This is a genomic window from Streptomyces sp. ISL-98, assembly GCF_018614055.1.
Lineage (GTDB): Bacteria > Actinomycetota > Actinomycetes > Streptomycetales > Streptomycetaceae > Streptomyces > Streptomyces spiramyceticus.
Map to the genome: position 1 here is coordinate 32,025 of NZ_JAGGPB010000035.1, position 12,994 is coordinate 45,018.

The 12,994-nt window shown below is 72.3% G+C and carries 12 protein-coding genes and 1 pseudogene; 5 read left to right on the forward strand and 8 right to left on the reverse strand.

All coding sequences use genetic code 11. From position 1 onward, the window contains the following. Positions 1–7 precede the first annotated feature (7 nt). Both J7I98_RS24155 and J7I98_RS24160 read right to left on the reverse strand, forming a co-directional pair. Positions 8–2,134 (reverse strand): phage holin family protein, encoded by a 2,127-nt coding sequence (locus J7I98_RS24155; RefSeq protein WP_214925301.1) that lies wholly within the window; start codon positions 2,132–2,134, stop codon positions 8–10. A gap of 102 nt (positions 2,135–2,236) precedes the next feature. Beyond that, on the reverse strand, positions 2,237–2,641 hold the full coding sequence (locus J7I98_RS24160) for a hypothetical protein (protein WP_214925304.1): 405 nt from the start codon (positions 2,639–2,641) through the stop codon (positions 2,237–2,239). 384 nt (positions 2,642–3,025) lie between these two features. On the opposite strand from J7I98_RS24160, the gene J7I98_RS24165 reads away from it, so the two are divergent. Both J7I98_RS24165 and J7I98_RS24170 read left to right on the forward strand, forming a co-directional pair. Beyond that, the gene (locus J7I98_RS24165; protein WP_214925314.1) at positions 3,026–3,799 is read left to right on the forward strand and encodes an MBL fold metallo-hydrolase; all 774 of its coding nucleotides are present in this window, start codon (positions 3,026–3,028) and stop codon (positions 3,797–3,799) included. 56 nt (positions 3,800–3,855) lie between these two features. Beyond that, a complete protein-coding gene (locus J7I98_RS24170; protein WP_214925705.1) occupies positions 3,856–4,467 on the forward strand; it encodes a VTT domain-containing protein in 612 nt (203 codons plus the stop codon). A 36-nt stretch (positions 4,468–4,503) separates the two neighbouring features. Here J7I98_RS24170 and J7I98_RS24175 read toward each other — a convergent pair whose 3' ends face one another. The 3 genes from J7I98_RS24175 to J7I98_RS24185 all read right to left on the reverse strand — a co-directional run bounded on the left by J7I98_RS24175 (position 4,504) and on the right by J7I98_RS24185 (position 7,729). Further along, complete coding sequence (locus tag J7I98_RS24175) at positions 4,504–5,571, reverse strand: MBL fold metallo-hydrolase (protein ID WP_214925315.1); 1,068 nt, start codon at positions 5,569–5,571, stop codon at positions 4,504–4,506. Between the two features lie 39 nt (positions 5,572–5,610). Continuing rightward, positions 5,611–6,828 carry an aminotransferase class I/II-fold pyridoxal phosphate-dependent enzyme gene (locus J7I98_RS24180; protein WP_214925317.1) on the reverse strand — a complete coding sequence of 406 codons (1,218 nt, stop codon included), beginning with the start codon at positions 6,826–6,828 and terminating at the stop codon, positions 5,611–5,613. A gap of 193 nt (positions 6,829–7,021) precedes the next feature. Continuing rightward, the gene (locus tag J7I98_RS24185; RefSeq protein WP_214925319.1) at positions 7,022–7,729 is read right to left on the reverse strand and encodes an ANTAR domain-containing response regulator; all 708 of its coding nucleotides are present in this window, start codon (positions 7,727–7,729) and stop codon (positions 7,022–7,024) included. Positions 7,730–7,815: 86 nt separating this feature from the next. Here J7I98_RS24185 and J7I98_RS42610 point away from each other — a divergent pair. After that, a pseudogene (locus tag J7I98_RS42610) lies at positions 7,816–8,253 on the forward strand (PAS domain-containing protein); the annotation flags it as partial. A gap of 700 nt (positions 8,254–8,953) precedes the next feature. Here the strand turns inward: J7I98_RS42610 and J7I98_RS41270 are convergent. Beyond that, the gene (locus J7I98_RS41270; RefSeq protein ID WP_251021100.1) at positions 8,954–9,820 is read right to left on the reverse strand and encodes an RNA polymerase sigma factor SigF; all 867 of its coding nucleotides are present in this window, start codon (positions 9,818–9,820) and stop codon (positions 8,954–8,956) included. A gap of 169 nt (positions 9,821–9,989) precedes the next feature. Continuing rightward, complete coding sequence (locus J7I98_RS24195) at positions 9,990–10,166, reverse strand: hypothetical protein (RefSeq protein ID WP_214925766.1); 177 nt, start codon at positions 10,164–10,166, stop codon at positions 9,990–9,992. Positions 10,167–10,319: 153 nt separating this feature from the next. On the opposite strand from J7I98_RS24195, the gene J7I98_RS24200 reads away from it, so the two are divergent. Further along, the gene (locus J7I98_RS24200) at positions 10,320–10,763 is read left to right on the forward strand and encodes a CBS domain-containing protein (RefSeq protein ID WP_214925323.1); all 444 of its coding nucleotides are present in this window, start codon (positions 10,320–10,322) and stop codon (positions 10,761–10,763) included. Positions 10,764–10,778: 15 nt separating this feature from the next. Here J7I98_RS24200 and J7I98_RS24205 read toward each other — a convergent pair whose 3' ends face one another. Beyond that, positions 10,779–11,354 (reverse strand): TIGR03086 family metal-binding protein, encoded by a 576-nt coding sequence (locus J7I98_RS24205; RefSeq protein ID WP_214925327.1) that lies wholly within the window; start codon positions 11,352–11,354, stop codon positions 10,779–10,781. A 100-nt stretch (positions 11,355–11,454) separates the two neighbouring features. Here J7I98_RS24205 and J7I98_RS24210 point away from each other — a divergent pair, with 100 nt between their 5' ends. Next, positions 11,455–12,960, forward strand: coding sequence for a bifunctional phosphatase PAP2/diacylglycerol kinase family protein (locus J7I98_RS24210; RefSeq protein ID WP_214925331.1), 1,506 nt, complete (start codon positions 11,455–11,457; stop codon positions 12,958–12,960). The last annotated feature ends 34 nt before the right edge of the window (positions 12,961–12,994 follow it).

Below are 12,994 nucleotides of genomic sequence, written 5' to 3' on the forward strand. Positions count from 1 at the left end.
CACCACATCAGGCAGATTCATCCTGTACGGCGCCGTCAGTAACCGGAATATGCCCTTCAGTGCTGCGTTCCCGCGAAGAATCCTCCGTAGTCGTGACCGGCACCTGCGGCCCCTGGCACTCCCGCAGCCAGCGCCGCAGCACCCCGTGCAGCTGCTCCGCGCCGACCAGCTCGTGCCCGTCGGCGACCGGCGCCGAGAGGGTGTACGGGGACAGCAGGAAGGGCCGGGCCTGCTCGCCGCCGAGGCCGCCGTGCGATCCGATCTGCTCCTCGAAGGCGTGCACGCGGCCGGTGGCCGGGTCGTGCCAGGAGTTGACCATGATGTCGGCGACGTGGGGGAAGGCGTCCGTACGCCGTACCACCTCGGCCGCGCCCGGGCCGAAGACCGCCAGCGGCCCGGTGTCACCCGTGCCGTCGTCGTCCAGGCGCAGTTCGGCGCCGTCGGCCCCGAGCACCAGCGCGCCGTGCTCCTCGCTCCGTACGAGCAGGAAGCCGATGCCGGGGTGGTTGGCGAGGGTGGTGAGCAGCGCGGGATGACGGCGGTCGATCCGCTCGCGGGTCGCCCGGCCCCTGGCGTCGGGGAACGAGATCAGCCCCAGATTGCCCGAGGCGAGCACGACCGGGTCGGTGCCGGGCCCGGGGTGCTCTTCCTCGCCCTCCACCACCGGCCTGTGCAACGCGATCCGTACCGCGTCGCGCGCCTCGGAGGCACTGACGGTGCGCGCCGCGCGGCGTGGAACCGGCAGCCCGCAGCCTGCCCTGACGAGGTCGGCGAGCGTGAGCCCGTACGCGTCCGCGAAGGTCTGACCGGGGCTCTGCCCGTGGTCGGAGAGGAGGACGATCCAGTACGCACGCGGGGCGTGCTCGGCGACCTTGACGATCAGCGCGAGCGAGCGGTCGAGCCGCTCCAGGACCTTCTTCGCGTCCGCGCTGTGCGGCCCGGAGTGGTGCGCCACCTCGTCGTACGCGACGAGGTCGGCGTAGACGGCAGTGCGCCCGGCGAGCATGTCGCCCAGCACGGCGGCGACGACCACGTCCCGCTCGACGACGGTCGCGAAAGCCCGGATGAAGGGGTAGAAGCCGCCCCGCTTCACCCGGGGGACGTCTCCGCGCAGGCGCGCGCGGGTGGACTGGCCGATCTCCCGGCCCACTTCGGCGACGAAGGACATGGCGGTACGTACGGCATTGGCGGGGTCGGAGAAGTACGCGAAATAGCCGGCGCGGGACCTGTTGGACTTGCCGCGTCTGGCGGCGATGGACAGGACGAGGGCGAGCTGGTCGGCGCCGCCGCTGAAAAGATTTCCTCGGCTCGCGCCGTCGAAGGTGAGCAGTCCGCCGTCGCCGGTGCGCTCGACGGCGCGGCGCTGCATGAGGGCGGCGCTGGCGGGGCGGCTGGAGACGACGATCTCGCCGGTCTCCTTCTCGTACCAGCGGAAGGCGGGGACGTCGTGGTTGCTGCCGTGCAGGATGCCGAGCTGGCTGGCGGCGGTCTGGCTGGACCAGTCGGTGCGCCACGCGGTGAGCCGGTGCGAGGGCTCCTCGCCTTCGAGCCAGCTTGCGACGGTCGGCATCAGCCCGTCGCCGACCGCCTCGCGCAGCACGTCATGGCCGACGCCGTCGAGCTGCAGGAAGAGCGTGCCGGGCAGCCCGGTACGCCCGTCGTCGCCGCCCCGCCTGCGGCGTCGCTGCGCGAGCCGCGAGAGCCTGCGCCGGTACGCCTCGTCGTCGCGGACGGCGAGGGCACCCGATGTCGCGGAGGCGACGGCGGACATGACGGCGGCCACCACGACCGCGGTCTCGGGGTCGGCCTCGCCCCGCCCGTCGGGGATGAGGCTGAGCGCGATGAGCAGCAGCGAGCCGTTGAGGAAAAAGGCCAGCAGACCGAGGACGAGTGCGGGGACGAGCAGCAGTGCCCGTACGGCCAACGGCCAGACGAGCGCGCCGAGGAGACCGAAGGCGCCCGCGCCCCAGGCCGCGGTGAGCGCTACCTGGGTGATGCTGTCGCGGTCGTCGGCCCGGAGCTGGAAGTCCGGCAGGATGCCGGCAAGCGCCAGCATGGTGAGGGTCGAGACCGCCCACACCGTGACCACGCGCAGTGCGGCGCTGCCCGTACTGCGCCATCGACCTCGGACCACGCCGTAACCACCTCACGTCCCGGCCCGCGCCTGTGGGCCGGTCTCCAGCCTGGCACAACGGGAACGGCGCGGGGTGGGCGTGGAGCGGGGTTCAGCGGTCCGTCAGCAGCCGTCGTATCCGGCCGTCGGCATCGACAGTCTGCGGTGGACGCTGGCCTTCATGGCGGCGTTGTACGCGGGCTCGTCGAGGCCCGCGGTCTCCAGGCGTACGCCGCGGCGCTCGCACTCGGCGGAGAATTCGGGGACCGACGTCAACGCCCGTTCCAGCACGCGCTCGTTGGGCGCGACGAACAGGTCGACCGTGCCCGCGTCGATGTCGGCCCACAGGCCGCAGTGGTCGGGACGCATCCCGTAGAAGAGCAACTGCCGTGTGACGACGTATCCCTTGTCGGCCGCCCAGCGCGCGCACATCGCCTGCTGGCTGCGGGTGTCCACCAGGAACGGATCGCTGTCGAGCTCCTCCAGCGGAGTCAGGCTGGCAATGGCCGCCACTCTTACCTCGTCCATGACCCGACCCCCTGTGCTAGCTGTCGCCGCCGACCCTACTCCGATCGCGTCGCGGGGAGGAGGCGCACCCGAGGAGCATTCAGGGCGAGCGTTCAGGGCGGGGAGGAGTAGCCGCACGAGTGGCAGATCTTCCAGCCGTCCTGGGTGACCGCCAGGACTCCCCCGCAGCGGGGGCACTGCTCGGAGTGCGTGGTCATGGCGCTGCCCTCCCGTTCGTCCCCGGGATTGCTACCCCCGGACATTCATGAACAGACTCGGCCCCTTCACGCACGCATCAGGGCATTTGCGATCAGGCCCGCCGCACACCGCCTACGCTCGTAACGAGAACTGGTACCGAGAACTCGTGCCGAGGGACCGACGCCACCGACAGCGAGGAGGCCGTTCGTGCCGGTGGAGATCACCTGGTGGGGTCATGCCACGTGCACCGTCGAGGACTCCGGTGTCCGGCTGCTGACCGACCCGCTGTTCGCGCGGCGCCTGGCCCATCTGCGGCGCAGGCGCGGCGCGCTGCCGCCGCCCGATGCCGCCGTGGCCGACGCCGTACTCGTCTCGCACATGCACTCCGACCATCTGCATCTGCCTTCGCTGGCCCGGCTCGCGCCCGGGACCACGCTGATCGTGCCGCGCGGCGCCTCGCGCGCCGTGCCCGCGCTGCGCAGGCTCTCCTGGCTGCGCATCACCGAGGTAGCGGTCGGCGAGGAAGTGCGGGTGAAGGATCTGCTCGTACGGGCCGTTCCCGCGCTGCACGACGGACGGCGGCTGCCCGTCGGGCCGCACCGCGCGCCCGCCCTCGGCTACGTCGTCACCGGTGAGGAGCGTACGTACTTCGCCGGGGACACCGGGCTCTTCGACGGCATGGCGGAGGCCGTCGGGCCCGTCGATGTGGCGCTGCTGCCCGTCGGCGGCTGGGGGCCCTTCCTCGGGCACGAGCATCTGGACGCGGGGCGGGCGGCGCAGGCGCTCGCCCGGCTCGCGCCGGCGGCGGCCGTGCCGGTGCACTACGGCACGTACTGGCCGATCGGCCTCGACGGGTTCAGACCGCACGAGTTCCACTCCCCCGGCGACGAGTTCGTACGGAAGGCGGCCAGGCTCGCGCCGGAGGTCGCCGTGCACCGGCTCGGGCACGGCGAGAGCGTCCGGCCCGAGGCCACCCGGTGATCCAGGCGGTGTTGACCCATACGGTGTTGAACCAGGCAGCGTTGAACCAGGCCGTGTTGACCCAAGAAGTGGTGAGCCAGGTGCCCCCGGAGTCGACCCAGCAGGCCGTCGGCTATCCGGCGCTGTTCCTGCTGGTCGTGCTGGGGTCGCTGGTGCCTGTGGTGCCGACGGGTGCGCTGGTGAGTACGGCGGCCGTGGTGGCCTTCCACCAGCTCGACCCGTTCGCGCTGCTTGTCGTCTTCGCGCTGGCTTCGTCCGCCGCCTTCCTCGGGGACATCGGCCTGTACTGGCTGGGCCTGCGCGGTGTCCGCTCCAGGAACGGCTCGCGCTGGCTGGAGGCGCTGCGCAAGCGGGCCGCCCCCGACCGCCTCGAACAGGCGCAGGGCAAGCTCCACGAGCACGGTTCGCAGGTGCTGGTGCTCTCCCGCCTGGTGCCGGCCGGGCGCATCCCGGTGATGCTGGCGTGCCTGTTCTCCCGAATGCCGATGCGCCGCTTCGCCCGGGGCGACGTACCGGCCTGCCTCGCCTGGGCGGCGGCGTACCAGCTGATCGGGATCCTGGGCGGGTCGCTGTTCCCCGAGCCGTGGCAGGGCGTGGTCGCCGCGGTGGCGCTTGCTCTGCTGATCAGCGGGGCGCCGACGGTGTGGCGCAGACTGCGGCGTGCGTAGCCGTGGGCGTACGTACGCCGCAATCGCCCTACGGCCCTACGGCGTCAGTACGCGGGACCCGCCGATCGGCAGGTCCCACAGCGCCTCGCGCACGCGGCCCGCTTTCTCCCAGGCCGTACGCACCCGTGTCAGCGGCTCCAGCACCGGCTCGGCGGAGAGCAGGAACGTCCCCCAGTGCATGGGCGCCATGCGCTCCGCACCCAGGTCGTCGCAGGCCTGCACCGCCTCTTCCGGGTCCGCGTGTACGTCGCTGAGCCACCAGCGGGGGTTGTACGCGCCGATCGGGAGCAGCGCGAGGTCGATGCCGGGGTGGCGGGCGCCGATCTCGCCGAACCAGTGGCCGTAGCCGGTGTCGCCCGCGAAGTACACGCGTTCCCCCAGGCCGTCGCTCCGGGCGCTGTCGCCCCGACGGTCGCTCAGCACCCAGCCGCCCCACAGCGAACGGCACGTGTCGGTGAGGGAGCGCTTGCTCCAGTGGTGGGCGGGGACGAAGTCGAAGCGGACGCCGCCGAGTTCCGCGCCCTCCCACCAGTCGAGCTCGGTGACCCGGGTAAACCCGCGGCGCCGGCACCAGCGGGCCAGGCCGGCCGGGACGAAGAGCGGGGTGTCCCGGGGAAGCCGCTTGAGACTGGGGGCGTCCAGGTGGTCGTAGTGGTTGTGGCTGATGACCACCGCGTCGACGGGCGGCAGGTCGGCCCAGCGGATGCCGACGGGGGTGATGCGGGACGGCGTACCGAGGATCTTGCGCGACCAGACGGGGTCGGTGAGGACCGTGAGGCCGCCGATGCGGATCACCCAACTGGCGTGGCCCGCCCAGGTGACGGCGACGGTGGATGCCCCGGCGGCGGGCATGGGGCCGGGCTCGTAGGGCACCAGCGACGCGTCGCGGAGCGCTTCGGGCCCCGGGCGCAGGGCCCCCTCGCGGGCGAGCCTGGTGAAGGCTTTGACGCCGGGGAGCGGGGTGGTGAGGCGGTCGGCGAAGGACCGGGGCCAGGTGCGGATCTCGCCGAGAGGGCGGGTGCGGATGTCGCCCTGGGGGCGGGGTGGGGCGAGTGTGTCAGGCGGGGTGAGGGAGCGCTCGGTCTGCTGTTCCGTCTCCGTCATCGAAGGGGCTCCATTCGGTGGCGTACGCCGGCGTAGGGGTCATCGCAGTTCGTCGAAGGCCGATCCGAAAGTGCTCAACGCCCGGGTCACGTGCGGCAATTCCAGTGGCTCCACTGCGTTGAGGGACTCCAGACGCTGCTCCGGGGTTGCCCCGAGCAGCGGAGCCGTCGCGATCCTGACGCGCAGGGTGTCCATTTCGTCGCCGAAACGGTGACCGCCGGGTACGGGCGCACCGAGGCGCTCGCTCAGGTAATCCTCCAGCTCCATGGAGTCGGTGACGCCCCGGGCCGCGAGGCCGGTGCGCAGCGGGGCGAGGTCGGCGTACAGGTGGCGGCCCGCCTGCGGGGGGCGGGCCAGGGCGCCGGACGCGAGGACGGCGCGGTGCGCGGCTGCGGCGACGCGTGCGTGCAGGGCGGTCGCGGCCAGGACTCCGGCGGCGACGGGCTCCGGTTCGCCGAGTGCGTACGTCGCTGCCTCGGCGACGGGACGCGGCACGACGGCGCCGGTGGCGGTGAGGAGGTCGAGGGTCCTGGCGCGCAGTCCGGCGCCCTCCCCCGTGACGGGGAGGCGGGCGACGGCGACGGGCCAGCCGGTCGGGGTGCAGGCGCCGGCCAGGTCGGCGAGGACCGTCACATGGCCGGGGAACATCTCGGCCGGTCTGAGGAACACCGTCTCCTGCGGCCGGTGCAGGGTGTCGCCCCACGTCTCGTCGCTGATGACGTGCAGCCCCTCGGAGACCGCGGCCTCGCAGACCTCGTGCACGACTTCGGGCGGGGCGACGGTGGCGGTGGGGTCGTCGGGGACGGAGAGCAGCAGGAGTCGCGGATCGCCGCCCTCGTCGCGTACGCGTCGTACGGTCTCGAAGAGCGCGAAGGGGTCCGGTACGCCGCCGCACTCGGCCGGGGTCGGCACATGGTAGGCGGGGTGGCCGAGCATCCTGGCCTGCGGCACCCACCAGGCGGGGCAGGGCCGCGGCAGCAGGACGTCGCCGCCGATCGCGGCGATCAGCGCGAACAGCAGCGGCTGGGCGCCGGGAGCGGCGACCACGCACTGGGGCTCGGTGTGCAGCCCGCGCCGCTGCCAGTACCCGGTGGCCGCCGCGCGCAGGGCGGGTCCGCCGCCGGGGGGCTCGGGGTCGGGCCGTGCTGCTGCGGCGGCGAGTACGGCGGCGAGCTCGGGCAGCACGGGCAGCCCCGATTCGGGGGCGTGCGGCCCGTAACGGACGGGGCCGCGCCCTTCCGACACCGTCCGCTGCATGCGCCACCTCCACCGATCCACTGAGGACAACTGCCCGGCCTCAGTGCCCTGTATGTATACGGTTATACGGGGCATAGGGGTGGCGCGCTTGTGGGACGGGGCTGTGTCACGGAGGGTGGTGTGCGAATCTCTCGGGCCCGTTGGGCGCGGCGCGGCGCGCTGAGTCGGCGGTGCGAGCCGGAGAGAGGTCCCTTTAATCGGGCGTTGCGAGCCGGGACAGGTCCTTTTCCAGGCCGCGTCCCTTGCCGCTGACCACCGCGTCCGCGACGTCGGCGAGCTTGCGGTTCGAGCGCTGCGAGATGCGCCGCAGTACCCCGAACGCCTCGTCGGCCTCGCATCCGAGCACATGCATCAGGATGCCGCTCGCCCGGTCGATGACAGGACGCGAGCGCAGCGCCGCCTCCAGCTGGTCGACCTCCGCGAGGGCGGCGCGGTAGCGGCGGTCGCGGACGAGACCTGCGGTGGCCTGTTCGCCGAGGATGCTCACCGGGCCGTGCGCCGCGTTCTCCAGAGATCCGGGGCGGAATCCGTAGAGGCTGACGGTGACTTCGATGCCGGCGCGGCGGAAGGGAATCGTGACGCTGGACCGTACGCCCGATTCGAGCGCCACGGCCCGGTACTCGGGCCACCGCTCCTCGCTCAGCAGGTCCTCGGCGTCCACCGGTTCGCCGCGGTCGATGGCGGTGGGAATGGGCCCGTCTCCCATGGCGAGCTGGACTGAGGCCAGCGCGGCCAGGTCCGGGTGGGTGGCCGTGCTGCGGCGCTCCGCCGCACCGTCCGCGATCGTCGCGACGGCGCCGCAGCAGGCAGGGGCGCAGCGCGCGGCCTGCTCCGCCAGTTCGGACAACCGCCCGTCCGTGGAAGTGGACTCCGTTCCTTGCTGCTCAGGCTCCAGAAGCATGCCCGGGTTCCTTCCCTCTCCCCTGCGGCTTCCCCCGGTCCGCTCCGCAAAACTGCTGGGCAGGTTAGCTTTCTCGTATGACGCAGATGGACGAGTTCGGCCAGGACCTTGCGGATTTCGTCAGAAGGGTCGGGGAGTTGAGGACTGCCCGGTCCAGACCGTCCGGCGAGCACCTCATCGTTCTTGACGCGGCTCTCTTCGAACTCCAGCATGTGGCCGACACCTTGTGGCCCCGGTACGAACAGCTGGCGGCCGGGGCCCCTGCCGTCACGTCCGCCGACCGCCAGGAACGGCAGCTGCTCAAGGCCCTGTTCCAGCGGCTGCCGCTGCCGGTCGCCCTCATCGACCGGGACACCGTCGTGCGGCGGCTGAACTTCGCCGCGACGGGGCTCACCGGCGTACGGGCCGGGTACGCGACGGGGCGACCGCTGGCCGCTCTCCTCACCCCCGGTGACCGGGCCGCCTTCCGCTCGCAGGCCGCGGCCGTGGCGCGCGGCGAGGGTGCCCGCAGCCTTGTCGTCCATCTCCAACAGCGGCCGCACGAGCCGCTCCTGGCCACGCTCAGCGCGCTTCGCCCGCCGGACGAGCCTCAGTCCGCGGTGCTCACCGTCTTCCAGGCCGGTGTCTCCACCGGCGCCCACCCACCGGCCGGGGCTGCGGGGGCCCGGGTGCCGAGCCAGGCGCTGCCCGATCTGTCGGAAACGACCAGGCACGCGGAGCTGATGGATCTGGTCGACGCGATGACGACGGCTCTGTTGTCCGCCGCGCCCGGGGACCGTACGGCGGCCCTCGGCAGCGCGGCGGGGGTGCTGCACGGACGCTTCGCCGACTGGGTGGTGGCCGACGCGGTCGAGGGCCGGTCGCTGAAGCGGCTGGTCGTACGGTGCCCCGACGAGCCCGGCGCCGATGCGCTCGCCCAGGAGGTGGCCGGGCAGGATCCGGCGGGGTGCCCGCTGGTGGTGGAGGCCGCGCGCGGCGGCTCGACGACCCTGCAGGTGCGTCCCGAGGACGCGGACGGCTTCGGCCGGGACGCGGCGGGCGATGCGGTGCTCCTACGGGCCGAGGTCAGCTCGCTGCTGTGCGTACCGCTGACCGCGCCGGCCGACGGCGGGGCCCCCGGGCCCGTACAGGGCGTGCTCAGCCTGTTCCGTACGGGGCCGCGGCGGGCCTTCTCCATGGCGGAGGCACAGGTCATGGACCTGATGTCACGCCATGCGGCGCTCGCTATGCGGCGTCCCGCACCTCCTGGTCGAGCAGAGCGTGATCCCGAAGAGCCTGGTCGTGCACAGCCTGGTCATGCACAGCCTGGTCGTGCAGCGCCTGGTCCCGCAGGCGGGTGCAGCAGCGGCTGATCAGGCGGGAGACGTGCATCTGCGAGAGCCCCAGGTCCTCCGCGATACGGCTCTGCGTCATGTCGCGGAAGAAACGCATGTAAAGGATCTTCTTCTCCCGGTCGGGGAGCTTCCGCAGGGCCGGCTTGACCGACTCGCGGTCGACGACGATGTCGAGTGCCGGGTCGGGGCCGCCCAGTGCGTCACTGAGTGTGTACCCGTCGTCGGCGCCGGGGAGTTGGGCGTCGAGGGACAGCGCGGTGAAGGAGTCCAGTGCTTCGAGGCCGGTCATGGCCTCCTCCTCGGTCATGCCCGCCCGCGCGGCGACCTCCGCGACGGTGGGGGCGCTGCCGGTCGCGGTCTGGGCCAGGTCCTGGCGGGCGGCGCGGACGCGGTTGCGCAGGTCCTGGACCCTGCGCGGTACGTGGAGCGTCCACATGTGGTCGCGGAAGTGCCGCTTGATCTCGCCGGTGATGGTGGGCACCGCGAAGCTCTCGAAGGCTGAGCCGCGGTCGGGGTCGTACCTGTCGACGGCTTTGACCAGGCCGAGTGCGGCGACCTGGCGCAGGTCTTCGAGCGCCTCGCCGCGATTGCGGAACCGGCCGGCGATGCGCCCGGCCATGGGCAGCCAGGCGTTGATGATCTCCTGCCGCAGCGTGTCCCGCTCCTCGCCCTCCGGCAGTCCGGTCAGCCGCCGGAAGGCGGCGGCGGTGTCGGGGGCGTCGTCGTGCGGGTGCTTTCGCTGCACGTGAGTGCGCATCGTGGTTGCATCTCCCTGAACGGTGCAGACGGATGGGTGTCACCGTGGGGAGCGAACGGCTCCGGTCGTCACACGCCCGGAGCGCCGACTGGCGCTCCCACGGACGTGCCTCCGGTCCGAAGCACAAGTAGCGCGTGCCCGGCACCCGGCCGGTCAAACAAAAACCCGGTCAGCCGGGGATCGTTCGGCCAACCGGGTCACTGTCCTTCAACTGAATCTGCGCCTGCACCTTTTCCTGCACCTTTGCCGTCGCCTTCGTCGGCGTCAGCATGAATTCCTCGTAGCGGCCGAGCGCGATGATCACGCCCAGCATGAGTCCCGGGATCAGCACGGCCAGTACCACCATCGCCCTGTCCTTCCTGATGGACAGCCTGTAATGCCGAGTCACCAGCAAGCCGGTGCGCAAACCGGCATGGCCGGTCGATTCCTGGGTACTGCGGGCGGCAGCAACCGCACAAAGAGCCCAGAGACAGAGACGAGAGGGATGAGGCATACAGCCATGACTCAGTTCGTGAGGGAAGTCATGACGGCAGGCGTCGCAGCCGTACGGCCCGATGCCTCGCTCGTCGAAGCCGCGCAGCTGATGCGCGCCCAGGACATCGGTGACGTCCTGGTGGCCCAGGACGACCGGCTGATCGGAGTCCTGACCGACCGGGACATCGCCCTGCGGGCGGTCGCGGACGGCGTGGACCCCCTGACCGTCAACGCCCAGTCCGTCTGCACACCGTCCCCGGTGTGCATCGGCCCCGACGACGACGTGTCGACAGCGGTCGCCCTGATGCGCCAGCACGCGATCAGGCGGCTTCCCGTGGTCAAGGACGGCAGGCCGCTCGGCGTGGTGAGCCTCGGTGATCTCGCCGAGTTCCGGGACCCGGGCTCCGCGCTCGCCGACATCAGCCGCGCCGCGCCCAGCCCCGGTTCCGGTCCCGGCAGCGCGCTGTAGCGGCGGAACGGGTTCTCATACCCGGCGCCCCGTCAAGGAGAGGAGCTTGGTCTGTACGTCGGCCCCGGGAGGCGCTTCCACCGGGGCGGCGAACAGGCCGCTCTTCTCCAACTCCGCCGAGTTCGGGCCGATTTCACGCACCGCGAACTTCACCAGATCGTCCGGCAGCCGCTCGTCGGCGCCGATCGCCCGGGACAGGTCCCAGGCATGCACCACCAGGTCGGTCACCATCTGTGCGCAGTACGCGTGGCCCGTGCTGCTCCCGTACGACAGGTGTACGGTCCGCTCCAGCGCCCCCGGCTCCGCGAGCGCCGCGCGCGCCCTCTCCGCGGCCCGGTCCCAGACGGCCACCGGGTCGTCGCCCAGCACGTCGCCGTCGAACTCGTCGCCCACATCGGCGATCGTCCGCCCCTCGCTCACCAGCGGCGGAACCCACAGCTGCTCCTCGGTGAGATGACCGACCAGATCGCGTACCGACCACTCGGTGCACGGTGTCGCCAGCTGCCACTGTTCCTCCCGTACGGCATGCACCCGGTCGGTGAAGAGCTTGAGCGCCTTTTCGTGGCGCTCGAGAAGAGGGTTCTTTTTCATGCCCCCAACTCTTCCCTCGCTGACGCGCCCGCGCGAGTCCTGGTGGGTGAGACGGGGCGCGACGGGATTCGAAACGGGCCGCGCAGGGTACCCGCGTGCCATGCCTGACCCCATCGCGCAGGATGCCTCGTCCCGTCCGGCCAGGAGTCTGTCCGCCTGGCTGACCGCCCGTGATCATGCCGTCTTCCATGCGGTGGCCTCCCGGCACTGGCCCGGCGCCGAGCAGTTCCTGCCCCGCCTGAGCCACAGCGCGAACCACGGCATGCTGTGGTTCGGCGCCGCCGCCGGGATGGCGGCCCTGGGCGGCAGCACCCGCGCGCGCCGCGCCGCGATGCGCGGGATCGCGTCGCTCGCCCTGGCGTCCGCGACCGTCAACACCGTGGGCAAGCGTTCCGTACGCCGTGTCAGGCCCGTGCTGGACGCGGTGCCGGTGATACGGCAGTTGAAACGGCAGCCGATCACCACGTCCTTCCCTTCCGGGCACTCCGCTTCCGCCGCGGCCTTCGCGACGGGCGTGGCGCTGGAGTCGAAGAGGTGGGGCGCGGTCGTGGCCCCGGTCGCCACGGCAGTCGCCGTCTCCCGGATCTATACGGGCGCGCACTTCCCGAGCGATGTGCTGGTCGGCGCGGCGCTGGGGGTGGGCTCCGCCTTCGCGGTGCGGGGGCTCGTACCGACAAGGACGCAGATCCCGGCGCCCGGCCGGCCGCACACCGACGCGCCTGCCCTGCCCGGCGGCCGTGACCTGGTCGTCGTGGTCAACAAGGCGTCGGGCACCGCGCTCACCAAGGCCCGCCTGGTGCGGGACGCTCTGCCGCTCGCCAGGGTCGTCGAGTGCGCGCCCGACGAGCTGGGCGCCGCCCTGGAGAAGGCCGCCACGGACGGACACGCACTCGGGGTCTGCGGCGGTGACGGCGCGGTCAACCGGGCGGCGGTGGTCGCTGCCCGGCACCGGGTGCCGCTCGCCGTGTTCCCCGGCGGCACGCTGAACCATTTCGCGTACGACCTGGGCATCGAGGAGGTCCACGACACCTGCCGGGCGCTGGCCTCGGGCGATGCCGTCAAGGTCGACCTCGGCCGCTTTACGCCGGGCCCGGGGGCCGAGGGCACGCCCGGGTTCTTCCTCAACAACTTCAGCCTGGGCGTCTATCCGGAGCTGGTACGCATCCGGGAACACTGGGCACCCCGCATCGGCGGCTGGCCCGCGGGCGTCCTGGCGGCTCTGGAGGTACTGCGCGGAGAGCAGCCGCTGGAGGCCGAGCTGAAGGGGCAGCGCCGGGCGCTGTGGCTGCTCTTCGCCGGGAACGGCATGTACCAGCGGGTCGGCCCGACGCCCGGCCGGCGCTTCGACATGGCGGACGGGCTGCTGGACGTACGCGTGGTGCACGGCGGTCGCACGCCCGGGCTGCGGCTGCTGGCCGCGGCGCTGGCGGGCCCGCTGAGCCGGTCGCCCGTACACGCGGCGCAGCGGAGGCGGAGGCTGCGGATCACCGGCATCGCACCGGGTACGCCGCTCGCCTACGACGGTGAAGTGGCGGACGCACCATGGGAGTTGCTGATCGACAAGGTCGACGAGGCGCTCACGGTGTACCGTCCGTTGGCTCTCTAGCCGTCCCGGCGGTTTCCTCTCCTTCTTCGCCCAG